The sequence below is a fragment of the Rhodococcus sp. PSBB066 genome, from assembly GCF_017068255.1.
Taxonomy (GTDB): Bacteria; Actinomycetota; Actinomycetes; order Mycobacteriales; family Mycobacteriaceae; genus Rhodococcus; species Rhodococcus aetherivorans.
The window spans coordinates 5739095-5762900 of the sequence record NZ_CP070859.1 but is presented as its reverse complement, the minus strand read 5'-3'; the positions used below and the strand labels follow the sequence as shown (position 1 = coordinate 5762900).

The 23806-nt window shown below is 67.0% G+C and carries 23 protein-coding genes; 17 read left to right on the top strand and 6 right to left on the bottom strand.

What is annotated here, in order from left to right:
• Positions 1-17 precede the first annotated feature (17 nt).
• Complete coding sequence (locus JYA75_RS26280; protein ID WP_050034670.1) at positions 18-1277, top strand: cytochrome P450; 1260 nt, start codon at positions 18-20, stop codon at positions 1275-1277.
• Between the two features lie 52 nt (positions 1278-1329).
• Here JYA75_RS26280 and JYA75_RS26275 read toward each other — a convergent pair whose 3' ends face one another.
• Together JYA75_RS26275 and JYA75_RS26270 are read right to left on the bottom strand one after the other, a co-directional pair.
• On the bottom strand, positions 1330-2481 hold the full coding sequence (locus tag JYA75_RS26275; protein WP_029541658.1) for an acyl-CoA dehydrogenase family protein: 1152 nt from the start codon (positions 2479-2481) through the stop codon (positions 1330-1332).
• A 52-nt stretch (positions 2482-2533) separates the two neighbouring features.
• The gene (locus tag JYA75_RS26270; RefSeq protein ID WP_006936272.1) at positions 2534-3703 is read right to left on the bottom strand and encodes an aromatic-ring-hydroxylating dioxygenase subunit alpha; all 1170 of its coding nucleotides are present in this window, start codon (positions 3701-3703) and stop codon (positions 2534-2536) included.
• 164 nt (positions 3704-3867) lie between these two features.
• Between JYA75_RS26270 and JYA75_RS26265 the strand changes: the two genes are divergently transcribed.
• The 3 genes from JYA75_RS26265 (at position 3868) to JYA75_RS26255 (ending at position 7369) form a co-directional block, all read left to right on the top strand.
• Positions 3868-4902, top strand: coding sequence for a GNAT family N-acetyltransferase (locus JYA75_RS26265; RefSeq protein WP_185713809.1), 1035 nt, complete (start codon positions 3868-3870; stop codon positions 4900-4902).
• Positions 4903-5028: 126 nt separating this feature from the next.
• A complete protein-coding gene (locus JYA75_RS26260; RefSeq protein WP_203329525.1) occupies positions 5029-5853 on the top strand; it encodes a mycofactocin-coupled SDR family oxidoreductase in 825 nt (274 codons plus the stop codon).
• Between the two features lie 19 nt (positions 5854-5872).
• Positions 5873-7369 (top strand): aldehyde dehydrogenase, encoded by a 1497-nt coding sequence (locus JYA75_RS26255; RefSeq protein ID WP_185713807.1) that lies wholly within the window; start codon positions 5873-5875, stop codon positions 7367-7369.
• Between the two features lie 113 nt (positions 7370-7482).
• Here JYA75_RS26255 and JYA75_RS26250 read toward each other — a convergent pair whose 3' ends face one another.
• The 3 genes from JYA75_RS26250 to JYA75_RS26240 form a co-directional block, all read right to left on the bottom strand.
• Complete coding sequence (locus tag JYA75_RS26250) at positions 7483-8145, bottom strand: TetR family transcriptional regulator (RefSeq protein ID WP_029541668.1); 663 nt, start codon at positions 8143-8145, stop codon at positions 7483-7485.
• 86 nt (positions 8146-8231) lie between these two features.
• Positions 8232-9095, bottom strand: a complete 864-nt coding sequence (locus tag JYA75_RS26245) for an alpha/beta hydrolase (protein WP_050034672.1) — start codon at positions 9093-9095, stop codon at positions 8232-8234.
• Between the two features lie 23 nt (positions 9096-9118).
• A complete protein-coding gene (locus JYA75_RS26240; RefSeq protein ID WP_203329524.1) occupies positions 9119-9910 on the bottom strand; it encodes an SDR family NAD(P)-dependent oxidoreductase in 792 nt (263 codons plus the stop codon).
• A gap of 112 nt (positions 9911-10022) precedes the next feature.
• Here JYA75_RS26240 and JYA75_RS26235 point away from each other — a divergent pair, with 112 nt between their 5' ends.
• The 5 genes from JYA75_RS26235 (at position 10023) to JYA75_RS26215 (ending at position 15717) form a co-directional block, all read left to right on the top strand.
• A complete protein-coding gene (locus JYA75_RS26235; RefSeq protein WP_185713806.1) occupies positions 10023-10985 on the top strand; it encodes a PDR/VanB family oxidoreductase in 963 nt (320 codons plus the stop codon).
• 71 nt (positions 10986-11056) lie between these two features.
• Positions 11057-12433: an MFS transporter gene (locus tag JYA75_RS26230; protein ID WP_239010500.1), complete on the top strand. Its 1377-nt coding sequence runs from the start codon at positions 11057-11059 to the stop codon at positions 12431-12433.
• Between the two features lie 124 nt (positions 12434-12557).
• Positions 12558-14075: an AMP-binding protein gene (locus tag JYA75_RS26225; protein WP_029541679.1), complete on the top strand. Its 1518-nt coding sequence runs from the start codon at positions 12558-12560 to the stop codon at positions 14073-14075.
• A 28-nt stretch (positions 14076-14103) separates the two neighbouring features.
• Positions 14104-14946 (top strand): enoyl-CoA hydratase-related protein, encoded by an 843-nt coding sequence (locus JYA75_RS26220; protein ID WP_029541682.1) that lies wholly within the window; start codon positions 14104-14106, stop codon positions 14944-14946.
• A gap of 114 nt (positions 14947-15060) precedes the next feature.
• Positions 15061-15717 carry a TetR/AcrR family transcriptional regulator gene (locus tag JYA75_RS26215; RefSeq protein ID WP_006936256.1) on the top strand — a complete coding sequence of 219 codons (657 nt, stop codon included), beginning with the start codon at positions 15061-15063 and terminating at the stop codon, positions 15715-15717.
• 50 nt (positions 15718-15767) lie between these two features.
• Here the strand turns inward: JYA75_RS26215 and JYA75_RS26210 are convergent, their stop codons facing one another.
• Positions 15768-16361, bottom strand: a complete 594-nt coding sequence (locus tag JYA75_RS26210; protein WP_050034675.1) for a TetR-like C-terminal domain-containing protein — start codon at positions 16359-16361, stop codon at positions 15768-15770.
• 86 nt (positions 16362-16447) lie between these two features.
• Here JYA75_RS26210 and JYA75_RS26205 point away from each other — a divergent pair, with 86 nt between their 5' ends.
• The 8 genes from JYA75_RS26205 to JYA75_RS26170 all read left to right on the top strand — a co-directional run bounded on the left by JYA75_RS26205 (position 16448) and on the right by JYA75_RS26170 (position 23696).
• Entirely contained in the window at positions 16448-17671 is a 1224-nt protein-coding gene (locus JYA75_RS26205) for a cytochrome P450 (RefSeq protein WP_185713805.1), read from the top strand.
• A 73-nt stretch (positions 17672-17744) separates the two neighbouring features.
• Positions 17745-18305, top strand: coding sequence for a TetR/AcrR family transcriptional regulator (locus tag JYA75_RS26200; RefSeq protein WP_006936248.1), 561 nt, complete (start codon positions 17745-17747; stop codon positions 18303-18305).
• Between the two features lie 3 nt (positions 18306-18308).
• Positions 18309-19520: a cytochrome P450 gene (locus tag JYA75_RS26195; RefSeq protein ID WP_006936246.1), complete on the top strand. Its 1212-nt coding sequence runs from the start codon at positions 18309-18311 to the stop codon at positions 19518-19520.
• The gene (locus tag JYA75_RS26190; RefSeq protein ID WP_185713804.1) at positions 19513-20313 is read left to right on the top strand and encodes an SDR family oxidoreductase; all 801 of its coding nucleotides are present in this window, start codon (positions 19513-19515) and stop codon (positions 20311-20313) included. The genes JYA75_RS26195 and JYA75_RS26190 overlap by 8 nt, the downstream gene beginning before the upstream one ends.
• A complete protein-coding gene (locus tag JYA75_RS26185) occupies positions 20310-21668 on the top strand; it encodes a cytochrome P450 (RefSeq protein ID WP_203329523.1) in 1359 nt (452 codons plus the stop codon). The genes JYA75_RS26190 and JYA75_RS26185 overlap by 4 nt, the downstream gene beginning before the upstream one ends.
• An 11-nt stretch (positions 21669-21679) precedes the next feature.
• Complete coding sequence (locus JYA75_RS26180; RefSeq protein ID WP_006936239.1) at positions 21680-21874, top strand: ferredoxin; 195 nt, start codon at positions 21680-21682, stop codon at positions 21872-21874.
• A 17-nt stretch (positions 21875-21891) separates the two neighbouring features.
• Entirely contained in the window at positions 21892-22443 is a 552-nt protein-coding gene (locus JYA75_RS26175; RefSeq protein WP_050034678.1) for a nuclear transport factor 2 family protein, read from the top strand.
• Positions 22437-23696: a hypothetical protein gene (locus JYA75_RS26170; protein ID WP_029541692.1), complete on the top strand. Its 1260-nt coding sequence runs from the start codon at positions 22437-22439 to the stop codon at positions 23694-23696. Before JYA75_RS26175 ends, JYA75_RS26170 begins: the two co-directional genes overlap by 7 nt.
• Positions 23697-23806 lie beyond the last annotated feature (110 nt).

Here is a 23806-nt window from a genome sequence, read left to right as displayed (position 1 = left end):
TCGGATCGGTAGGTTCCATGGATTCAGAAGGGTGCAACGCGTTGACTGCCAGTAACGTATCCGAGGATCTGCTCGTCGACTTCGACGTGTACGACCCAGCTCTCGCCGCTCCGGTCGATGTCTTCCAGGAAAAGGCCGCCGAACTCCGTGCCCGCGGACCGATCGTCTACTCCCCGCACCACGGTGGGCACTGGATCGTCACGCGGTACGCGGACATCTTCCGCATCCTGCGCGATGCCGAGACGTTTTCCAGCTATCCGAACAACCTGGTCGATGCCGGCCAGGGCAAGTTCATCCCGGTCGAGATCGATCCGCCCGAGCACACGCAGTATCGTCAGGCGCTCCAGCCACTGTTCGGTCCGGCGCGGATGAAAGAGCTCGAGCCGAGGATCCGCGAGATCATCAACCAACTGATCGACGGCTTCGCGGACTCCGGCCGGTGCGAATTCGTGGCCGAGTTCGCGCATGCGCTGCCGACTCGTGTCTTCCTCAGTCTCATGGGCTGGCCTCTCGACGATGCCGAACAGTTCACGGAGTGGACGGATATTGCGCTCCAGGGGATTCCGGGAGCCGGCGAGGAGGAATCCGCCCGTGCCCGGGCAGAAGCGGCAACGAACGTGTTCGAGTACTTCGGTGCATTCGTGGATCGGGTGCGTTCCGGGCAGGAGGACTCGGAGAGCGTCACCGCACAGATCATCGATACCCCGATCCGGATGGACGGAGTCGAGCGGCACCTCACTGACGAGGAACTGCGCCGCATGTTCTTCCTGCTGCTCATTGCCGGACTGCACACGGTGCAGGGTTCACTCGGTTGGGCCATGGTGCACCTTGCGAACAACCCGGTGCAACGGCAGGCGCTCATCGACGACAGCAGCCTGGTGCCGGACGCAGTCGAGGAGATCCTCCGCATCGAAGCCGCCGTCAGCATGGGCCGCCGTGCGACCCGCGATGTCGAGATCGCCGGCGTCAACATCAAGGCCGACGATCAATTGTTGCTCCTGCTGTGTGCGGCCAACCGCGACGAAGCCGAGTTCGACAATCCGGACGCGTTCGTGATCGATCGTGGCCCGAACAGGCATCTGTCGTTCGGCGCAGGGCCGCATCGGTGCCTCGGGTCTCACCTCGCCCGCCTCGAGCTCACCTTGGCGATGGAGGAGATACATCGGAGAATCCCCGACTACGCGCTGGTCGACAGTGATCCGCCGTTGATGCACGGCACGTCGGTGCGTGGTTGCGTGCGGCTACCGCTCACATTCACACCGGAATCGCGAAGCTGACACGAGGAAGGGGACCCGATTCGATCGGGTCCCCTTCCTCGTGTGCCGGGGTTCAGGCCTTCAGCAGATCACGGTGGATGATTTCCTTCATGATCTCGTTGGTGCCACCATAGATCCGCTGGATGCGGGCGTCGATGAAGGCCTTCGCGACCGGGTATTCCATCATGTAGCCGTAGCCGCCGTGGAACTGCACACCGGCGTCGATCACACGGCCCTGCAACTCGGTGGCCCACAGCTTCGCCTTGGACGCGTCGACCGCGGTGAGCGTGCCCTTGTTGTGTTCCCGGACGCAGCGATCGAGGTAACTGCGTGAGACCTCCACCGCCGTCTGCAGTTCCGCGAGAGTGAAGCCCATTCCCTGGAACTCGCCGATGCGCTTGCCGAACGCGGTGCGTTCCTTGACGTAGTCGAGTGTCCAGCTCATGACGGCCTCGGCGGACACCTGCGCGGCGATGCCGATACCGAGCCGCTCCAGCGGAAGGCTCTGCATGAGGTAGCCGAAGCCCTGCCCCAGCTCGCCGAGCACGTTCTCCTTGGGAACGCGGACATCCTCGAAGAACAACTCGGCCGTGTCCTGGGCGTGCAGACCGACCTTGTCGAGCTTGCGGCCGCGGGAGAACCCGGGCGTTCCGTCTTCGACCACGAAGAGGCTGAACCCTCGCGAACCGGCTGCGGGGTCGGTCTTGGCGAAGACGATGACGAGGTCGGCCAGGATGCCGCTCGTGATGAACGTCTTGGACCCGTTGAGGACCCAATGGTCGCCGTCGCGCACTGCGGTGGTGGTAATGCCCCGCAGGTCGCTGCCGGCGGCCGGTTCGCTCATCGCGATCGCGCCGATCGTCTCGCCCGTGACGAATCCGGGCAACCACCGCTGCTTCTGCTCATCGGTAGCATGGCGGAGCAGGTAGTTGAGGACGATGTCGTCGTTGGTCGAGAAGCCGGACTGCAGCGCGGACGCGCCCACCCGCGCAATCTCGGACTGGATCACGACGCGAAAGCGGTAATCGAGCTCGCCGGGCCCGCCGTACTGCTCAGGGACGCTCAGGCCCAGCAGTCCTTGCTTACCCGCGGCGAGCCAGGTTTCCCGGTCGATGAGCCGGTCGGCGTCCCACTTCTCGAGATTTGGGACGACGTGCTTGTCGACGAAGCTCCGCACGGAGTCGCGAAACAGTTCGTGGTCGTGTTCGAAGAGATCGCTCTCCATGTAATCCTCCTGATGCGGGGCGCCCGCAGGCGCCCCGCTGTGGTGTTCGGTGTCAGTTCTCGCCGACGAGTTTCTGGATCTCGCGGCGGAAGACCTGGTTGGCAACCTCGTTGCGGCCCAGGAGCATGTTGCCGGCGTTCGCGCTGTCCATGGCGACCTGCGAACCACGCAGGATCGGGAAGTCCTCGTTGTGGAGGACCGCGATCAGGATCTCGACGTTCTTGTCCCAGATCCGATTCCAGCGCTCCTCGGTCATGCCGCTGTCTTCGAGCGTCGGTGCGATCAGACGGATCTCCATGTGGCAGCGCTGCGGATCGCTCCGGTGGGGGCGGAAGGTGAGCAGCTGGAAATGGTCGGGCTGCTTGAGCAGGGTGCTGTTGGGACCCACCAGGTGGCTTTCCGTCACGTGCTCGGCGAGGCTGCGATCGCCGGGGTCTTCCTCGATCCACCGGTCGATGGTCTTGCGGAGATTGAGGAACCGGCAGTGATGTCCGAAGTCCTCGAAGGCCATGACGTTGGTGTGGATGTGCTTGGCGGCGGTGTTCGGGTGCGCGTACTGGATGTGGTAGCCGTCGAGGAACGCGTCCTGCATCAGCTTCCAGTTGACGGGCTCGTCGAAGCGCTGAACTCGGGTAGTCACCATTTTGTCCATGCCGTATGACCCCATGATCGAGTCCATCTCGGGGCCGAGCCAGTCTGCGACATCGATGGTGGCGTCGGCGTCGTCGACAACCCAGACGAATCCGTGACGTTCCTCGGTCGGGAGTTGCACGAGGTTCCGTTCGGAACGGTCGGCGTCGCCGAACGTGTTGTCGCGGGTGATGGTGCGCAGCGCGCCGTCGGTGTCGTAGGACCAGCGATGGTACGGGCAGGAGAACAGGCGGCAACGGCCCTTCTCCTCCTTCTCGACCATCGCGCCGCGGTGACGACATTGGTTCACGAGGGTTTTGACGCTGCCGTCGCGCTGACGGACGACGATGACATTGTTCCGCGGCAACTGGAGGGTGACGAAATCGCCCGCGCGGGGGATCTCGGAGCCGTGGATGATGATCGACGGAACCCGGCCGAAGACACGCTCGCGTTCGAGCTTGGCGATCTCCGGATCGGTGAACTCGACGGGTTCGAACCACGTGACGTGCTCGAATTCGTCGGTGGTGTCGTTGCGCAGATGGTCGAGAGCGCGGCGAATGCGTTCCTCGCGGGGAATTCCGACCTCTGTCATGGCTGCCCTCCAGGCGGTGGTTCGGATCGATGACGCTAAATCTAACTTAAGTAGTTTTAAGTGTAAACCCCGGACCGGTTGCGGGTGGCGCTTCGGCCGTTGCGGCCCTATACCGATCGGCATTAGATTTATGAGAACTGACCCGCAGATGAGGAGCGAACAGGATGATCTCGTATCAGTGGTGTTCGGAACTGGATTCCGGCGATCGGGACGAGGTGCTGGCTCTTGTCGCCGCGGCCGCCGAGTACGACGAGGAAGCCGGGTTCTCGCGGATCCACCCCGGTGATGTGACCTCGACGAGTCGCGACGGCGTCCGCGTCTCCCATCTGCCGATCAAGGCGCGCAAGGACCTGAGCGCGCGCGACGACGCGCCGCTGGTGATTGTGGCGTACCTGCACCTGCAGGTGGACGGCGAGGGGCTGGGTACCGTGCAATTCGTCGTCCATCCGGACTACCGGTCGCGCGGTGTGGCCACGATGCTGGTCGAGGAGATCGGCCTGGGCACGACAGCGGACGGCGGCTGGGAGCGCACCGGTGCGGTGGCTCTGCGCTGCTGGGCGTACAGCACGCACCCAGCGTCCGAACGTCTCGCGCGACGGTTCGGCATCCCGGCGGTGGGCAGGCTGTGGACGTTGTTCCGCCACCTGTCCGGCCCGTTCGCGATCCCGCTCGACGAGGTCGCGCCGCCCGAGGGCATCACGACGGGCGACGCGCGCCCGCTCGGTGATCCGGCGGTGTCGCGGGCGATCGACGAGGTGCTGGACGCGGCGTCGCTCGTACCCGCGCAACGCGAGCGCCTCGCCGACGAGATCCGCCTCGGTTCCGGCAATGTGCTGGTCGCAACCGACTCTTCGGGAGCGAAGGTGGGGTTCGTGTGGTCCGATCCGGCGCTGTCCACCCACCTCGAGTTGGATGCGGCGTCGGTCCGGGCGCTCGTGCTCACGGAGACCGCCCGCGGGGCGGGCCTCGGGATGACGCTCCTCACGATGGCACTCGGGGCGCTGCGCGACGCGGGGGCCCAGATCGCCCTGATTCGTATCGACCCGGACGACGCGGGGGCGGTGCGCATGTGCCGGTTGATGGCATTCGAGCAGGAGGGGGAACATTCCTGCTACCAGGTCGGCGAGTGGGCCGAGGCGCCCAGCTTCCGAGTCCGCCCGGGTGAGACGAGCGACGAATCTTGTCCGACGTTGACCTAAAGGGTTTAGGCAACTACCGTCTGTGGTGCGCCTCACACTGATGTGTGGGTCCCCAACTTCACTACGTTCCCACGCACGGGCGCTTGCCCGCCCGGAGCTGGGGCGTGCAATCGGAGGAGAACACTCATGGGTCGACTCGAAGGCAAGGTCGCTTTCATCACCGGTGCGGCGCGAGGCCGGGGGCGCTCGCACGCCGTCCGGCTCGCCGAAGAGGGGGCATCCGTCATCGCGATGGACATCTGCGACCAGATCCCCACGGTCTTCTATCCGATGGCGACCAGCGACGACCTTGCCGAGACCGAGCGGCTGGTCAAGGAGGCCGGAGGCTCGATCGTCGCGTCCATTGGAGACGTCCGCAACATCGAGGATGTCCAGCGGGCCTACGACGCGGGCATCGCACAGTTCGGCAAGGTCGACATCGTGCTGCCGAACGCCGGCATCATGCCGGTGATCGGTCCCGGTGAACAGCGCCAGGCATGGCACGACGCAATCGACACCATGCTCACCGGGGTATGGCACGTGCTCGAGGTGACGGTGCCGCACCTCGTCGAACGGGGGGAGGGCGGGTCGATCATCATCACGAGTTCTGCGGCCGGCCTGACGAGCATCGGGCTGAACACCCTCCCCGGTCAGGTCGGGTACAGCGCCGCCAAGCACGGTGTTGTCGGTCTCATGCGAATCTATGCGAAACAGCTTGCCCCGCACAGCATTCGGGTGAACACTGTGCACCCGACCGGCGTGAACACGCCTATGGTGGCAAACGCGGAGTACGGCGAGTTCGTCAACTCCCATCCCGAGGTTGCCGCCGACGAGTCGTACAAGAACCCGATGCCGGTCGAATTGATCGAGGCCGTCGACATCAGCAACGCGATCGTCTACCTCGCCTCCGACGAGGCTCGTTACGTCACCGGTGTCACGTTCCCGGTCGACGCCGGCTACACCATCCGCTGAAGCGAAGGAGCTTTCACATATGACCACCACCGAAGCCTCGACGGGTACCAGCCCGTCGATCGCCGACCGCGAACAGGTTTTCATCGGCGGCCGCTGGGTCGATTCGACCGGCGGCGAATGGGTCGACGTCGTCGACTCGTTCACCGAGGAGAAGGTCGCGCGGGTGCGCACCGCCACGGTCGAAGACGTCGCCAAAGCGGTTGCCGCAGCGCGTGAATCGTTCGACAAGGGCGAGTGGTCGTCTCGCAGCATGGCAGAGCGCGCCGATGTCGTCGACGCCATCGCCGACCGCCTCGAACGGCGGGTGGACGAGCTCACCCCGATCGGGGTCATCGAGGTCGGCGTGCCCGTGAGCGTCAGCCGGCCGACCCAGGAGATGGTCGGCGGGTTGTTCCGTGCGGTGGCCGCGGTGGCCCGCACGTTCGAGACCACCGAGGAGCGTCCGCGCGCAGCGGGCGGTGTCTCGCGCATCGTGAAGGAACCGACGGGCGTCGTTGCCGCGATCATCCCGTGGAACGGCCCGGTCGGCACGATCGCGTTCAAACTCGCCCCGGCGCTGGCCGCGGGCTGCTCGGTCGTGCTCAAGACCGCACCGGAGGCACCGCTCTCGCCGTCGGTGTTCGCGGACATCATCGCCGAGCTGGTCGCCGAAGGTCGCATTCCCGAGGGGGTCGTCAGCGTGCTGTGCGCCGACCGCGAGGTGTCGGAGACGCTCGTGACCAACCCCGACGTCGACCACGTCACCTTCACCGGCAGCACCGCGGCGGGCCGGCGCATCATGTCGCTGGCCGGCGAGCGCATCGCGCGTGTCTCGCTCGAACTCGGCGGCAAGTCCGCGGCGATCATCCTCGACGACGCCGACATCAACCATGTGGTGCAGACGCTCCCCATGGGGGGCTGCATGCAGTCCGGTCAGGCGTGCATCGCCCTCTCGCGCGTGCTCGTCTCCCGCAAGCGTCACGACGAGGTGCTCGAGGTCCTGAAGGCCGCGTACGGCGCGTTGCCGATCGGCAACCCGTGGGAGCCGACCAATTTCCTCGGCCCACTCGCGTCGAAGCGACAGCAGGATCGCGTCCTGGGATACATCGACATCGCGAAGGAGGACGGCGCGAAGGTCGTGCTCGGCGGCGGTCGACCGGAGGGATTCGACAAGGGCTTCTTCGTCGCACCGACACTGCTCGACAACGTCGACCCCGACTCCCGGATCGCGCAGGAAGAGGTCTTCGGTCCGGTCATCTCGGTGATCACCTACGAAGACGAAGAGGACGCCATCGCGATCGCCAACAACTCGATGTACGGGCTGTCGGGTGCGGTGTACACGGAGGACATCGACCACGGGTTCGAGGTTGCGCGGCGCATCCGCACCGGCACCATCAGCGTGAACACCGCGACGATGGACTTCACCCTGCCGTTCGGCGGCTATAAGCAGTCCGGCGTGGGCCGTGAGGGCGGCCTCGAAGGTCTCGAGGAGTTCTTCGAGATCAAGACCGTCCACATGCCCGCTCCGGCCCGGTAGGACCGACGACGACGCCCCGCGATTCGATCCGCGGGGCGTCGTCGTTGCGTCGTGGGTGGTCGTACGACTGCCGATCAGGTCAGTGGGCCGACACGCTCGGTGGGCCGACACGCTCAGTGGGCCGACACGCTCAGTTGGCTCTTGTCCGCGATCTCTACCTGAGCGTTGCGCACCACGCCGTGGAGGAAGCTGCGGATCATTTCCTCGAACAACTGCCGGGAGGTCATCTCGTTCTCGGCGAGAGCCCGCGCCAGCAGCGGCTGCGACTCCGGGTCGACGTTCGGGAAGATCGTGTTCTTCGTACTCGGCTTGCGCATCGCCTCGGTGAGCACTGCGCCCAGCGTCAAACGCTCCATGCCGTCGAGAATCTGGACGTGCAGGCGGGCCGGCACGCCGGACTCCTCCAGGAATCGGGCAGTGTCCTCGTAGGTGCCGATCAGCAGATCACGCGGAAGATACTGGAGCAGGATCGGCGCGGCATTGCGGTGCTTGAGGATCGACTGACGCAGATTCATGCTCAGCGTCACGAAGTACTCGGGCCAGTCCGGGCCGGGCCTGCGGCGTGGCAGGGTGCCGGCGCCGGCAATCTGTCGCGCGACAGCCTGGAGGATCTCCGACTTGTCGGCGAAGTGGTGGTAGAGGGAGGGCGCCCGTACCCCGAGGTGCTTCGCCAGCCGCGGCAGGCTGAAGGCATCGAGTCCCTCGGAGTCGATGATCTCGATGGAAGCCGCCACCGCGGACGCGCGACTGATGAGAGGCTTCGACGGTCGGGCCATCATCTACTTTCAGCTCGTGCGGTCCACCGGGCGGGTCTGCCCGGCGGGTGACCTATAGATGCTATCTGTTCCGGTCCGGCCGGTGGTTACGCCGTGAGGACGGCCTCGTCGAGGAACTCGACCAGGCCGCGGCTCAACACGTCGTTGTCGTCGCCGCCCACCATGTGCCCGGCACCGCCCACGTCGATGTACCGCGCCCCGGGGATCAGTTCCAGGAGTTCGCGCGCACCTTCGATGCTGACGACGTCGGACTGGGCACCACGAATCAGGAGGGTCGGAACCGCGACGGCGCGCGCCGCGGCCCGGGCCCGCTCCTCGCGCTCCGCGGCAGCATCCGGAAGGTTCGTCCGATGCGACAGCATCCGCGGATCCCAGTGCCAGTACCAGCGACCGTCTCGCTCGCGCATGTTCTTACGCAACCCCTCCACCCGCGGCGGACGGCTCCGGTGCGGGTTGTACGCGATCACGGCGTCGAGCGCGTCGTGCAGGCTGTCGAAGCCCGCCAGTCCCGCGCGCATGAATCCGGTGATCTTGGCCAACCCCTCGGGTTCGGCCTTCGGGGTGATATCCACCAGCACCAGCGCGCGGGAGAGCCCCGGATTGTCTCCTTCGGCGACGAGTGAGGCCATACCGCCCATCGACGCTCCCACGAGCACCGGTGGCTCACCGAGTTCGTCGACGATCGTGCAGATGTCGCGCGCGTGTGCGTCGGAGCTGTAGTCGCCGTCGTCGGCCCATCCGCTGTGGCCGTGCCCGCGCGCGTCGATCGCGTATGAGCGCCATCCTTGTTCCGAGAGGCGGATTCCGGTGCGCTGCCACGAGTGCCTCGTCTGCCCGCCGCCGTGCAACAGCAGGACGGTCCCCTTCCGCTCGGACGGGGGCTCCCAGACATCGGCGACCAGGGAAACGCCGTCGCCCCGAAGTGTGGTCACGGTGCTGGAGATCGTCATCGTTTCGCCCTTCGTCGTCGGAGTCAGTGTCCGGAAGTCCCACCGTCGACGGCGAGCGTCGACCCGGTGATGTAGCCGGAAGCACGGCTGGCGAGGAACACGACGGCGGCGTCGATCTCGCGCTGCGTGGCGGTGCGACCGAGCGAGCAGCCGCGCAGGAACTCCTCGAGGGTATCCGACGACATCTCGGCGATCAGGTCGGTCTCGACGAAACCCGGCGCGATCGCGTTCACGCGGATCCCTTTTCGCTGCGACCACTGATGGGACAGATCGCGGGTGAGGCCGACGAGACCGGCCTTGCTCGCGGCGTAGGCGGCCTGGGGGAGCACCGACTTGACCAGCCCGAGCATGCTCGCGATGTTGACGATGCTCGAGCCCGGCTTCATCACGCGTCCGCATGCTTGCGCTGCCCAATACGCGCCGAGCAGATTCACGTCCAGCACGGAACGGAAATCCTCGGGTCGCTCGCGCGTCGCGGGTGCGGAATGGGTGACGCCGGCGTTGTTGATCAGGATGTCGAGCCGACCGAACTCGGCGACCGTGGCCCGGGCGAGGGCGTCGCACTGCTCGGGGTCGGTGACGTCGGTGGGGACGATGAGGCAGCGTCGGCCGGTGGCCTCGATCGTGGGGCCGACGGCGTCGAGCTTCTCGCGACGGCGTGCGGCGATCACCACGTCCGCCCCGGCCTCCGCGAGGGCGCGGGCGAACCCTGCTCCGAGGCCGCTGCCGGCGGCCGTGACGACGGCGACGGACCCGTCGAGCCTGAAGAGGTCGAGGATCGAGCCGGTGTCGTGTGCGGTATCTGTCGAGGTCATGTGGCTGCTCCCGGTGCTGCGTGTCATGAGGTTCGTCTGCGGGCCTTGCGTCCCTTAAAACTAATTACTTAAGATTAGAGCGTAGGTGATGTCCAGGGGAACGGAAACGCTGATGGCCGGAAGCACCGATGTGGAGCAGGGCAAGATGCAGGTGATCGGCAAGGACGCACTTGCAGACGGCGTCGTGGCGGTGCGGTTCGCCGATCCCGACGGGGGGACCGTCCCCGCATGGGAACCCGGATCGCACATCGACGTCATCATCGACGAGTCGACGGTCCGGCAGTACTCGCTGTGCGGCGACCCGGCCGACGACACCTGCCTGACTGTGGCGGTCCTCCGTGAGGAGAACGGACGCGGCGGATCGCGGTGGATCCACGACTCGCTGCAGGTCGGCGACCTCGTCAGCATCGCCGGCCCCCGCAACAACTTCAGCCTCGAGCCCGCGCAGTCGTATCTCTTCGTCGCGGGCGGAATCGGCATCACGCCGATACTTCCGATGGTGCGGGCGGCCGACGCGGCCGGCGCCGACTGGAGGCTCCTGTACGGCGGACGTACCCGCGCGAGCATGGCTTTCGCGGACGACCTCGTCGCCCGGTATCCCGGCCGAGTCGAGCTCCGGCCTCAGGACGAATGCGGGCTCCTCGACCTGGCGGCAGCGCTCGACGCCCTCGGGGACGGCACCGGTGTCTACTGCTGCGGGCCGGAACCACTGCTGCACGCCATCGAGAACGAGTGCCGCAACCGCTCGGGTGTCACCTTGCACGTCGAACGGTTCGCCGCGAAGGAGCGGCCGGCCGACGCCGTCGACGGGGCATTCGAGGTGGAACTCCGGCAATCGGGCAAGACGATCACTGTCGACTCGGGCGAAACACTGCTCGACGCAGTGCTCCGCTCGGGCGTCGATTCGCCGTTCTCGTGCCGCGAGGGAACCTGCGGTACATGCGAAGCCACTGTGCTGGAAGGAATTCCGGATCATCGCGACTCCGTCCTCACCGAGGACGAGCAGGCGGAGAACGACTGCATGATGATCTGCGTATCCCGCAGCTGCACCCCCAAGCTCACTCTGGATCTGTAGATCGGCCCATGGTGACCCTCCGTCTCGCCACTGCGCGAACGCGTGTGCGCACACCTGCCGTCTCGCCCGGTGTGCTGATCCCGGCGCTCTGCTTCGTCGTGATGATCACCTCGGTCATGCAGACCGCCGTCGTGCCGCTGATGCCCGATATCGCGGCGCAGCTCGGGGTGGGTACGAATGCGGTGGGATGGATCGTCACCGGGAATCTTCTGACGGCCACAGTCTGTACGCCGCTGCTGGGCAGGCTCGCCGACCGACGTGGACCACGAAAAGTGCTGCTGGGCATCCTGGGAGTGGTGCTCGTCGGTTCGTTGCTGTGTGTCGCGTGGGACTCGTTGCCGGTACTCATCGCCGGGCGAGCGCTGCAGGGGACGTCGTTCGCGCTGTTTCCGATCGGCGTCGCTGTGCTGCGCAGCGCTCTCGGGCCGTATCGGCTCACGGCGGCGCTCGGCATCATGTCGGGAACGATGAGCGTCGGCGGCGGTGCGGGAATGATCGCCGCCGGACTGCTGTACAGCGACGGCGACGACTATCGTCGCGTGTTCTGGCTGCTGGTGGCGCTCGCGGTGATTGCAGCTGCACTTGCGTGGGCGGTCGTTCCCGGTTCGCCCGGTTCCGGGACCGGATCCGGATCCGATCTCTGGGGTGCGGTCGGGCTCGCGGTCGGCCTGTCCGCACTGCTTCTGGCGCTCGCGCAGGGCGGGACGTGGGGCTGGGTGTCCGTGCCGACGATCGGTTGTGTCGTCGCGGGTGTGCTCGTGCTTGCCGCCTGGTACCGGCACGAGCGGCGATCCGATGCGCCGCTGGTGGCCCCAGCCCTCCTGACCGCACGTGCGGTGGCGCCCGCCCACCTTGCCGCGTTCCTCGTGGGAATCGCGATGTTCGTACAGTTCCTGGCCACAGCCGTGTTCGTGCAGGCCGCCCCGGAGGAAGCGGGGTACGGGTTCGGTGCTTCGGTGCTCGAGACGAGCCTGCTGTACCTGCTGCCCGGGCAGGTTGTCGGCATCTCCGCGGCTGCGGTGAGCGGGTTCCTGGTGCGGAGGTTCCGCGCCGAGCGGGTGCTGATGGTGGCGTGCGCTATCGGCGTGTGTGGGTTCGCATTTGTCGGGTTCGCCCACGACCGCCCGTGGCAGGTGATCGTTGCGGTGGCGGTCCTCAATGTTTTCGTCAGCGTTGCCTACGGCGCCCTGCCGGCAATGCTCGTCGAGCATGTGTCGCTGCACGACACCGGTGTTGCGAACGGCATCAACGCCATCGCACGGACATTCGGCAGTTCGCTGGCGAGCGCGCTGGTGGGGATGCTCCTCGCGACGATCACGATCGCGGGTGCCGACATTCCCTCCGAGCGTGCGTTTGTGGCCGCATTCGTGATCGGCGGTGTGGCCGCGCTTGCCGCCGGGTTCGTCGCCGGTGCGAGCCGCCCTTTGCAATTTACAAAATTTGATTGACGTCTCATGAGTGAGCCTATAGCCTGAGGTGTACGCGATATGAGGACCCGCGCTCCTCTCGCGCTGAAAATTCTTGTACACAAAACGGATTCGTATTCTCTCGGTCAAGGAAGGCAAGGGACACATGGCTGCCACCGTCGGCTCGGCCCTGTATTGGTGGGCGAAGACCAAGGGGGAACAGAACGCGATCATCGTTGCCGGTGAGGCTCTGACCTACCGTGAACTCCAGGACTGGTCCAGCCGCGTCGCTCGTGAGATCGTCGACCGGGGCATCAAGCCGGGTGAGCGTGTCGGAGTGCTCGGCCCGAATTCGGTGACGTGGCCCGTGGTGGCACTCGGCGTACTCAAGGCCGGTGCGGTGCTCGTCCCGCTGAATCCCCGGTTCAAGCCGGCGGAACTCCGCAAGGTCGTCGATGACGCGGGTGCCGTCCTGGTCATCGCGCCGGAACAGTTCTCCGCAACGGTCGCCCAGGCGCGTGACCTCGGCGATCCCTTCGACACGTTCGGGTTCACCGACATCGCGGCGCTGCGGGAAGGGGAGCGCGACGACTTCCGCGTCGACCTCGCGCCCGACGACCCCACAGCACTTCTGTTCACCAGTGGCTCCACGGGGTTGTCGAAGGGCGTCATCTGCACCAATCGGACTCTGCTCAACATCGTGTTCGAGGCCACCCTCACCGAGGAAGGCTTCCGTCCGGGTTCCACGTCGCTGCTGGTGTTGCCGCTCGTGTTCACCCCGGGCCTCGTGTGGGGGCTGGTCATGTCCACGGTGCTCGGTGGCACGCTCATCATCGAGAAGGAACTCGATCCCGGTCGTGCCGCGGCACTGCTCGGTGAGCACAAGGTGCAGGCTCTGTTCGGGGTTCCGCTGATCTTCGAAGCGATCTCGCGGTCGCCCGAATTCGAGAAGGCCGACCTGTCGTCGCTGCGCACCGCGATCGTCGGCGGCGCGGCAGTCGCACCGGCCCTGTTGAAGCGGTGGGCCGACAAGGGCGTCGCGCTGCGTCAGATCTACGGCATGACCGAAGCCGGCGGGGTCGCGACTGCGACTCTCGTCTCCGAAGCCTTCGACCACCCCGACACCTGCGGGTCCGGCTCGATCTTCACCGAGACGAAGGTGGTCCGCACCGACGGCACCGACGCAGAGCCCGGCGAAGAGGGGGAGATCCTGCTGCGGGGACCCGGCGTGACCCCCGGCTACTGGAACGATCCGGAGTCGACGGCGTCCGCGTTGCGCGACGGCTGGCTGCACAGCGGGGACCTGGGCACCCTCGACGAGGGCGGGCGCGTCAAGTTCGTCGACCGCCTCAAGGACCTCATCATCACCGGCGGCATCAACGTCTCGCCCGTCGAGATCGAGCGTGTCATCAGTGGGATCCCGGGTGTCGAGGAGGTCGCGGTCATTGCCGCGTCCGACGAGCGTTTCGGCGAGACGCCCGCGGCGATCGTCACTGTGAAGGACGGGGTCGACGCGGCAACGATCGTGGAATACTGCGACCGTTTGGTCGCCGACTACAAGGTTCCGCGCTACGTCGTGATCCGGGACGAGCCGCTGCCCCGGCTCCCCAGTGGCAAGCTGTCGAAGACGGCGATCCGGTCCGAGTACCGGGACGTCTCCGAACGATTCGACAAGGTGCGCTGACGCACCCGTCGCGCAGAAAGGAGCCCTCGTGGCTCGGACCGGAACCGACGACGCGGTGATCCTCGAGCGGCACGGAGAGATCGCCGTCGTGCGCTTGAACCGTCCCGATCGGCTCAACGCGTTCACCAATGCGATGTGCTACCGGCTCATCGAGATCTTCGACGAGACCGACACCGACGACGAAGTACGCGCGGTTGTGCTCACCGGAACCGGCCGCGCGTTCTGCGCGGGCGCCGATCTCGCCGCAGGCGGCGACACGTTCGTCCTCGGCGACGATCCGGAGACCGGTGGAGCCCCCGCCGACACGGGTGGTCAGGTGACGCTGCGGATCTACCGTTCCCTGAAGCCGGTGATCGCGGCGATCAACGGGCCTGCAGCAGGCGTCGGCGTCACGATGACGCTTCCGGCCGACATCCGCATCGCCTCGGATACGGCCAAGTTCGGTTTCGTGTTCACTCGCCGCGGCTTGGTGCCGGAGGCATGCTCGACGTGGTTCCTCCCGCGGGCGGTCGGAATCTCCACCGCCGTCGAATGGACGGTCGGCGGCAAGATGGTGCCGGTCACCGAAGCTCTCGACCGGGGTCTGGTACGTGAGGTCGTGCCCGCCGATCAGGTACTGGATCGCGCACTCGAGGTCGCCCGGGAACTGGTTTCGGGCACGTCGCCGGTATCGGCGGCACTGACCCGTCAGCTGATGTGGCGGATGCTCGGCGCGTCGGAACCCGAGGTTGCGCACCGCGCCGAGTCGATCGGCATCTATGTCCGGGGCTCCTCCGACGACGTGCGCGAAGGTGTCGACGCCTTCCTCGAAAAACGTGATCCGAAGTTTCCTGATCGCGTCTCGGATGGACTGCCGGATCTGTTCGAGTGACACTGGTGCCGCGTCGGACGCTCCGTGCCACAGTCGCGGGCCCGATGCTTGACAATGGTCATTACTTGTATCATTGCCCGTAGGAGTCGGTGAGGACGAGTTCGGGGGTGCGACATGGCGCGACGGCGGGCGAACGTCCTCAGTGAGAACGCAGAGGTGGCGCGAGGGCAGATACTGAAGGCTGCCGAGTCGATGTTCCAGCGGTACGGGCTCTCGAAGACCACGATGGACGACATCGCCAAGGAGGCCGGCGTTTCGCGGCCGACCGTCTACCGCTACTTCGGTGACCGTGACACGCTGATCACGGCCTTGATCGAGTTGCGGTCGCGCCGGCTGTTCGACAAGGCTCGTGCGTTCCTGAGGGAACGGACGACGTTCGCGGAGCAGATCGTCGACGGCCTGATCTTTCTCGTCGACCGTGGTCGCCACGATCCGATCGTCCGCTTGATCGTCAGTCCCGAACACATGGACATGGCGACGGCTCTGATCGGCAGCACCGGACTGGCGGTCCGGCTGACCCAGGAGATGTGGGCGCCGCTGCTCGACGAGGCCCGCGAACGAGGTGAGATCCGCGAAGGCCTCACCGACGAGGAGATCTGCCAGTGGATCGCGCTGGTGCAGCTCATCCTGGTCGGGCGGATGGATTTCGGCTCCGAGGGGGACCCGGAAAACAGACGGATGCTCACCAACTTCCTGCTTCCGGGAATCGTGACGGAGGAGGCGGCGGAACAGCTGCGGTCCGGTGGGGCAGCTGCTACTCCGACCCACTGAAGATCGCGGGTACGGAGTGGTAGACCCCGGACGCCGAACCGGGTAATGGCTCAGCGCGGCAGCGGAGTCACCCCCGCCGCCGCGAAGGCTCCCGCGACCACGTTCTCGTAGATGCGGTCGAGGTCGAGTTCGTCGCCGAGGAAGCCGCTGCGCACGATCGTGGCGAACCCGTGCATCGCGGTGAACAGGCTCACCGCGGCCTCGAGCGTGTCCTCCTCCGGCACCCCGCAGGAGGCGAGCATCGAGCGGAGCGCCCTGTTCGCGTCGAGGGCCGCCGCGATCAGGGCGCTGCGCTCGATCGGTTCCGTCGTCAGCGTCTGGTAGCGGTGCGGATGCTCGGCGGCCCACGCACGATGCGCATCGATCAGGGTGCGCAGGCCCTCCGGCCCGCTGCGCCCCATCGCCACCTCGCGCAGCCGCTCACCGAGGTCGGCCATCGTCCGCACCTGGATCTCGCCGCGGACGTCGTCGAGACCACGGACGTGGTTGTAGAGCGAGGCGGTGACGATGCCGAGGCGGCCGGCGAGGGTGCTCATTGTCAGCTGCTCCCAGCCCGACTCGTCCACCGCCTCCAGTGCCGCCTCGATCACCTTCTCGCGGCTGAGGTTTCGACGGCGCATCGGCCTCTTCTTCTCGGTTTCCATCCGCCCATCCTACGGGTCTTCCATTTCAAACGAATATGTGTAGCTTATAAACGACGATCATTCGTAAACAAGTGCGAGGTGGTCCCGTGACGGCATCACGTATCGACCTGAAGAACCCCGATCTCTACACCGAGGGGGTACCCCACGACTTCTTCGCCGAGCTGCGGCACGGCTGCCCGGTCTACCGGCAGGACGAGGAGGACGGACCCGGCTACTGGGCGGTGACGCGCCATGCGGACGTCACCGCGGTCTCCCGCGACAGCGCGACGTTCTCGTCGGCGCTCGGCACGACCCAGATCGACGAGTTCGACGACGAGACCCGCCTCAAGCAGGCGGCGATGCTCGTCAACCTCGATCCGCCCGCGCACACCCGGCTGCGCCAGCTCGTCAGCCGCGGCTTCACGCCCCGGATGGTCCGGACGCTCGAAGGGCACATCCGGGACATCTGCAACCGCATCGTCGACGATCTGATCGAGCGGGGCCGCAACGGCGCGGTCGTCGACTTCGTGCCGGTGGCCGCCGCCCCGCTTCCGCTCGAGGTGATCGCCGCCCTGCTCGGCGCACCCACGGAGGACGTCGGCAGGCTCTACGACTGGTCCAACCGGATGATCGGGTTCGACGACCCGGAGTACGGCAACACCCAGGCCGACGGGGAACTCGCCGCCGCGGAGATCTTCTTGTACGCCAACGAGATCGCCGCGGCGCGCAGGGTGGAGCCACGCGACGACATCGTCTCCCGGCTCGTCCAACCGGACGAGAACGGTGACACGCTGACCGAGATGGAGTTCGACATGTTCTTCGTGCTGCTGGTGGTGGCCGGGAACGAGACGACGCGCAACGCCACCGCCGGCGGCATGCAGGCCTTCATCGACCATCCGGATCAGTGGCGCCGCCTGCAGGCCGAGCCGGAACTCGCCGCCGGCGCGGTCGAGGAGATCCTCCGCTGGGTCACCCCGGTGATCGGGTTCCGCCGCACGCCGACGTGTCCGGCGACGATCGGTGACCAGCCCGTCGAGGCGGGGGACAAGGTGGTGGTCTACTACCCGAGCGCGAACCGGGACGAGGACGTCTTCGAGGACCCGCACGTCTTCGACATCGGCCGGACCCACAACCCGCACGTGGCGTTCGGGGGCACCGGGGTGCACTTCTGCCTGGGCGCCCACCTGGCGCGCCTGGAACTGCGCATCCTGTTCGAGACCCTGGCGCGCCGGATCGAGCGCATCGAGCCCGCAGGGCCGGTCCGGCGGCTGCGCTCGAACTTCATCAACGGCATCAAATCCATGCCCGTACGGGTGTATCCGAAGGTCTGAAGCGAATTCGGGTGGGTGGGACCATTGCCTCGGACAGGCGACCGTAGTAATGTCCAGACACGTGTCCAGAAATGTGAATCTCGAATCCACCCGCCGCCGTCTCACCGAGAAGCAGGCCGACACCGTGGACCGTCTGACGCGCGCTGCCGTCGAGGTCCTGCGGGAAGAGGGGTTCGCAGGACTGACCGTACGCAACGTCGCCGCTCGGGCCGGTGTCGCACCGGCCACCGCCTACACCTACTTCTCGTCCAAGGAGCACCTCGTCGCCGAGGTGTTCTGGCGCCGGCTCGCCGCCTCGCCCGAACCCGAGGCGGCCACGACCGACCGGGTCGACCGCGTGGTCGCGGTGCTGCGCAACGTCGCGCTGATGATGGCCGACGAGCCCGAACTCGCCGGCGCGGTCACCAGCGCGCTGCTCGGCCGTGACCCCGACGTCGAACACCTGCGCGCCCGCATCGGCCTCGACATCCGGGACCGGCTCGCCACGGCCCTCGGCCCCGACGCCGATCCCGACGAGATCGAAGCGTTGGAAATGCTCTACGCCGGCGCCCTAGTCCGGGCGGGCATGGGGTACGAGACCTACGAGAAGATCGCCGATCGGCTGGAGACCTCCGCCAAACTTCTATTGGAGTAGCGCATGACCCAGGCTTCGCTCGAACCGCTCCTGTTCGATCCCTACGACTACGGCTTCCACGAGGACCCGTATCCGATCTACCGGCGCCTGCGCGAGGAGGCGCCGCTCTACCGCAACGACGACCTCGGCTTCTGGGCCCTGTCCCGGCACGCCGACGTCGTCGCGGGCTTCCGCGACCACACCCGGCTCTCCAGCGCGAACGGGGTGTCCCTCGACCCGGCGGCCTACGGCCCCCACGCCCACAAGGTCATGTCGTTCCTCGCGATGGACGACCCCCGCCACATGCGCATGCGCCGGCTCGTCTCCAAGGGCTTCACCCCGCGCCGGGTCGCCGACCTGCGCGGCCGCATCCTCGAGCTGACTCTCCACTACCTCGACACCGCCTTGGACAAGGACGAATTCGACTGGATCGCGGACTTTGCGGGCAAGCTCCCGATGGACGTCATCTCCGAACTGATGGGCGTGCCCGAGGCCGACCGCGCCGAACTGCGCCGGCTGGCGGATCTGGTGGTCCACCGGGAGCGGGGCGTACTCGACGTGCCCGTCGCGGCGATGGAGGCGTCGCTGAACCTCGTCGGCTACTACGCGGACATGCTGGCGCAGCGCCGCGCCCACCGGAGCGAGGACCTCACCTCGGCCCTGCTCGACGCCGAGGTCGACGGAGACCGCCTCGAGGACGACGAGATCATCGGCTTCATGTTCCTGATGGTCGTCGCGGGCAACGAGACCACCACCAAACTGCTCGGCAACGCACTGTACTGGGGCGCGAAGAACAAGACCGAGGTGGCCCGCGTCCTCGGCAACCCGGACGCAGCCCCGGGCTGGGTGGAGGAGACGCTGCGCTACGACACCTCCAGCCAGATCGTCGCGCGCACTGCCGCCACCGACATCGACGTGCACGACAGCACCATCCGCGCGGGCGACAAGGTGCTGCTGCTCATCGGTTCGGCCAACCGCGACGCCGAGGTGTTCGAGGATCCCGACACCTTCCGCATCGGCCGCGACAGCGCGTCCAAGATCGCCAGTTTCGGTGGCGGCGTGCACTTCTGCCTCGGTGCCCACCTTGCGCGCCTCGAGGCGAACATCGCGCTCGAACAGTTCGCCGCGCGCGTCGCCGACTACGACGTCGACTTCGACCGCTGTGAACGCGTCCACTCCACCAACGTCCGAGGCCTCGCGGCCCTGCCCGTAGAGGTGACCCGGCGACATGCCTAGATTCGAACCCAATCCGCCGCGCCGGCCCGCGATCGTCAGCGGCGCCTCCTCCGGCATCGGTACGGCCACCGCCTTCGCGCTCGCCGCCCTCGGTCACCCGGTCGCCCTCGGTGCGCGGCGCGTCGAACAGTGCGAGGCCCTCGCGGAGAAGATCCGCGGCGAGGGCGGCGAGGCCTTCGCGCACTTCCTCGACGTGGCGTCCACCGAATCGGTCGACGAGTTCGTCGACGCCGCCGAGAAGGCCCTGGGTCCCACCGAGATCGTCCTGTCCGGCGCCGGTGACATGGATTTCCGGCTCGTGCACGAGATGGATCCGGACCGGTTCGAGTTCCAGGTGAACGTCCATCTCGTCGGCACGCAGCGTCTTGCCCATCGCGTGCTGCCGGGGATGATCGAACGGCGCCGCGGCGACTTCGTCGTCATCGGTTCGGACTGCGCCGACGTCGCGCGGCCCCGCATGGGCGCCTACGTCGCCGCCAAGACGGGCCTCGAGGCGCTCGTGCGTCAGATGCGGATGGAACTCGAGGGCACGGGGGTTCGCGCGTCGGTGGTGCGTCCCGGCCCGACACAGACCGGGATGGGACTCGATGCCCCCGCGGAGATCATCGAGCCGCTGATCGCCGACTGGACCAGATGGGGCTTCGCCCGGCACTCCTACTTCCTCCGCGCCTCCGAGATCGCGAACGCCGTCGTCGCCGTCGTCTCGGCCCCGCGCGGAACCCACCTGGTGCTGACCGAAGTGCAGCCGGAAGCGCCTCTGCAGAAGGATTCTCGGGGAAAGGACCCTGAATGACCACGATCACCACCCCCACGCGCGTCTCGGGGGGCGAGCACGAACACGGCCACCTCGAGGAACTGCGCACCGACCCGATCGGCCTGATGCAGCGAGTCCGCGAGGAGTGCGGCGACGTCGGCGCCTTCCAGCTCGCCGACCGCAACGTCGTGCTGCTCTCCGGGGCTCGGGCCAACGAGTTCTTCTTCCGCTCCGCCGATGAGGACCTCGACCAGCAGGCCGCGTACCTGTTCATGAAGCCGGTCTTCGGGGAGGGCGTGGTCTTCGATGCCAGCCCCGAGCGCCGCAAGGAGATGCTGCACAACTCCGCGTTGCGCGGCGAGCAGATGAAGGGCCATGCCGCCACGATCGAACGCGAGGTCCGTGACATCGTCGCCGGGTGGGGTGACGAGGGTGAGATCGACCTGTTGGAGTTCTTCGCGGAGCTGACCATCTACACGTCCTCGGCCTGCCTGATCGGCAAGAAGTTCCGCGACCAGCTCGACAGCCGGTTCGCGAGCCTCTACCACGACCTGGAGAAGGGCACCGACGCCCTCGCCTTCGTCGACCCCTACGCGCCCATCGAGAGCTTCCGTCGCCGCGACGAGGCCCGCCGCGGGCTGGTCGCCCTCGTCGAGGAGATCATGGTCGACCGCATCGCGAACCCGCCCCAGGGCAAGGAGGATCGCGACATGCTCGACGTCCTCGTCTCCATCAAGGACGAGAACGGCAAGGAGCGGTTCAGCGCGGACGAGATCACCGGCATCTTCATCTCGATGATGTTCGCCGGCCACCACACCACGTCGGGGACGGCGGCATGGGCGTTGATCGAGTTGCTGCGCAATCCGGAGTACCTGCGCGGGGTCACCGACGAACTCGACGTCCTCTACGCCGACGGTGAGGGCGTGAGTTTCCATGCGCTGCGGCAGATCCCGATGCTCGAGTCGGTACTCAAGGAGACGCTGCGGTTGCACCCGCCGCTGATCCTGCTGCTGCGCGTCGCGCGCGGCGAGTTCGAGGTCGAGGGGTACCGGATCGGCGAGGGCGACCTCGTCGGCGCTACCCCGGCGATCTCCAACCGCATCCCGGAGGACTTCCCCGAGCCCGATGCCTTCGATCCGGGCCGTTACCTCGATCCGCGGCAGGAGGACATCGTCAACCGCTGGACCTGGATCCCGTTCGGGGCCGGCCGGCACCGGTGCGTGGGAGCGGCGTTCGCTCTCATGCAGCTCAAGGCGATCTTCTCGGTCCTGCTGCGCGACTACGAATTCGAGATGGCTCAGCCGGCCGACACCTACCGCAACGACCATTCCAAGATGGTGGTGCAGCTCGCGCAGCCGTGCGCCGTGCGCTATCGCCGTCGCACCCGGATGTAAGGACTCGCGCCGTGAAAGTGGAAGCAGACCTCGATCTGTGCCAGGGCCACGCGATGTGCTCGCTGGAGGCACCGGACGTCTTCGACGTTCCCAAGCACGGCAAGGTCCGGATCCTGATGGACGACATACCCGAAAAACTTTGCGGCGACGTCCGATCCGCCGTACGGTACTGCCCCACCCGAGCCCTCCGCATCGTCGAGGACTGATCCAGAGGAGACAAGTCATGGCACCCTTCGACCGAGCAGAACTCGACGAGATGATCGAGCGCTGGATCGAGGCCAACAAGAAGGCCGAGGCAGCCGGTGACTGGAAGCCCTTGGCCGACATGTACACCGAGGACGCGACCTACGGCTGGAACTACGGTCCCACGGACGACTTCATGGCCGTCGGGCGCGAGGAGATCCGCGAGCTCGCGCTCGGCCAGGAGATGGCCGGCCTGGAGGGCTGGCAGTATCCCTATCAGCGGTTCGTCGTGGACGAGCGGACCGGCGACGTCATCGGCTTCTGGAAACAGGTCGCCGACGCCACCCGCGACGACGGGTCGCACTACGAGGTGCACGGCTTCGGCGGCAGCTGGTTCCGCTACGGCGGGAACTTCCGATGGTCCTGGCAGCGTGACTTCTTCGACTTCGGGAACGTCTCCCACCTCTTCCTGGAGATGATCACGGGCAACGCCCTGTCCGACGGCATGAACAAGCGGATCGAACGGTCGACCTCGACGAAACGTCTTCCCGGCTGGTATCCGGCCGGACAGGCGCCGGTTCCGCTGTGGTGAGCCCGGTGAACGTCCGCGACTCCTTCGCGGCGCTCTCCCGGGCCGACCTCGCCGTCCTCGTCCCCGAACTGCTCCTGTGCGGTCAGCTCATCGACCGCTCCGGGATGGCGCACCTGATCTCGGCGTTCGGACGGGAGGGAATGACCGAGGTCGCCGTCGAGGAGTGGCAGGCGTCGAGCCCGTGGTACACCCGGCGCATGCAGCGGGCCCTGCGGTACGAGGGCGACGGTGTCGAGACGATCTTCAAGGGGCTGCAACTCGACATCGGCGCGCCCCCGCAGTTCATGGACTTCCGGTTCCGCGTCGACGACCACGACCACGGTGAGTTCCGGCTCGACCACTGCGGCGCGCTCATGGACGTCGAACCGATGGGCGACGCGTACGTGAAGGCCATGTGCCACGACATCGAGGACCCCACGTTCGACGCGACCGCCCTTGCCACCAACCCGCACGCCCGGGTGCGGCCGATCCACCGGCCGCCGCGCCGGCCGGCCGGCCGCCATCCGCACTGCGCGTGGACGGTGACGATCGACCCGTCGCACGTTCCGCCGCAGGCCGCGCCCCACACCGAGGCGATCGGGCGTACCGCGGCCGTCGCAGTGGAACTCAGCGCGATCGACCCGGCGGACGAGGGACTCGGCGACTATTCCGGGCCCCTGCTCTCCGACCTGCGGTTCGCGGACTTCTCGCACTCGGCCCTGGTGCGGATCGCGGAGGAGGTGTGCCTGCAGCAGCATCTGCTCACACTGGGTTTTCTCATCGGCGTGCGCAAACGCACGGACGAGGACGCCGCGCTGGCCCTCACCCGCAAGCAGTTGACCGGCATCGCCGGGCTGGCGTCCGAGCGGATACGCGACGCCCTCGGCCTGCCGCGCGACTTCGAGGGACTGGCGACGGTGCTGTCGGTCCACCCCGTGTTCGCGCCGAGGCAGTACGTCCAGCGCGACATCCGGTGGGAGCCGGACAGGCTGCGCCTGCGCCTCGGGCGAGCCGGGGGTGCCGACGCGGACGGGTCGTGGCCGACTCTGGTCGACGGGCACCACCTCGAGCCGCTGCAGGCGCTGGTGCGCGGCGTCGACCCGCACTTCACCGCGCACGTGGTGTCCGAGGACGCACACGCGCTCACCGTCGAGGTGATCCGCCACGCCGAACCCGCGAAGGAATGCGGCGAGGTGGCGATCACCCGCTTCAGCACCGGTGCGAACTTCACGTTCGCCGACCGCGGAATCCCCCTGCCGCTCACCGTCGTCTGAGCGTCCCGTCCATTCCCACCCCACCCCCACGCGCCCCCACGCGAGCGAATGTATCGTTCTGTCGGCCTGAAGAGGTGAGCGATACATTCGCTCGGGTGGCTGCGTGCAGT

What these genes read in the sequence shown, in the direction of transcription:
- JYA75_RS26260 (WP_203329525.1), top strand. Translation starts at nt 5,029, where the DNA reads ATGGGTCGACTCGAAGGCAAGGTCGCTTTCATCACCGGTGCGGCGCGA.
- JYA75_RS26225 (WP_029541679.1), top strand. Translation starts at nt 12,558, where the DNA reads ATGGCTGCCACCGTCGGCTCGGCCCTGTATTGGTGGGCGAAGACCAAG.
- JYA75_RS26265 (WP_185713809.1), top strand. Translation starts at nt 3,868, where the DNA reads ATGATCTCGTATCAGTGGTGTTCGGAACTGGATTCCGGCGATCGGGAC.
- JYA75_RS26175 (WP_050034678.1), top strand. Translation starts at nt 21,892, where the DNA reads ATGGCACCCTTCGACCGAGCAGAACTCGACGAGATGATCGAGCGCTGG.
- JYA75_RS26250 (WP_029541668.1), bottom strand. Translation starts at nt 8,145, where the DNA reads ATGGCCCGACCGTCGAAGCCTCTCATCAGTCGCGCGTCCGCGGTGGCG.
- JYA75_RS26275 (WP_029541658.1), bottom strand. Translation starts at nt 2,481, where the DNA reads ATGGAGAGCGATCTCTTCGAACACGACCACGAACTGTTTCGCGACTCC.
- JYA75_RS26210 (WP_050034675.1), bottom strand. Translation starts at nt 16,361, where the DNA reads ATGGAAACCGAGAAGAAGAGGCCGATGCGCCGTCGAAACCTCAGCCGC.
- JYA75_RS26240 (WP_203329524.1), bottom strand. Translation starts at nt 9,910, where the DNA reads ATGACCTCGACAGATACCGCACACGACACCGGCTCGATCCTCGACCTC.
- JYA75_RS26235 (WP_185713806.1), top strand. Translation starts at nt 10,023, where the DNA reads ATGGCCGGAAGCACCGATGTGGAGCAGGGCAAGATGCAGGTGATCGGC.
- JYA75_RS26190 (WP_185713804.1), top strand. Translation starts at nt 19,513, where the DNA reads ATGCCTAGATTCGAACCCAATCCGCCGCGCCGGCCCGCGATCGTCAGC.
- JYA75_RS26270 (WP_006936272.1), bottom strand. Translation starts at nt 3,703, where the DNA reads ATGACAGAGGTCGGAATTCCCCGCGAGGAACGCATTCGCCGCGCTCTC.
- JYA75_RS26280 (WP_050034670.1), top strand. Translation starts at nt 18, where the DNA reads ATGGATTCAGAAGGGTGCAACGCGTTGACTGCCAGTAACGTATCCGAG.
- JYA75_RS26185 (WP_203329523.1), top strand. Translation starts at nt 20,310, where the DNA reads ATGACCACGATCACCACCCCCACGCGCGTCTCGGGGGGCGAGCACGAA.
- JYA75_RS26245 (WP_050034672.1), bottom strand. Translation starts at nt 9,095, where the DNA reads ATGACGATCTCCAGCACCGTGACCACACTTCGGGGCGACGGCGTTTCC.
- JYA75_RS26255 (WP_185713807.1), top strand. Translation starts at nt 5,873, where the DNA reads ATGACCACCACCGAAGCCTCGACGGGTACCAGCCCGTCGATCGCCGAC.
- JYA75_RS26215 (WP_006936256.1), top strand. Translation starts at nt 15,061, where the DNA reads ATGGCGCGACGGCGGGCGAACGTCCTCAGTGAGAACGCAGAGGTGGCG.
- JYA75_RS26195 (WP_006936246.1), top strand. Translation starts at nt 18,309, where the DNA reads ATGACCCAGGCTTCGCTCGAACCGCTCCTGTTCGATCCCTACGACTAC.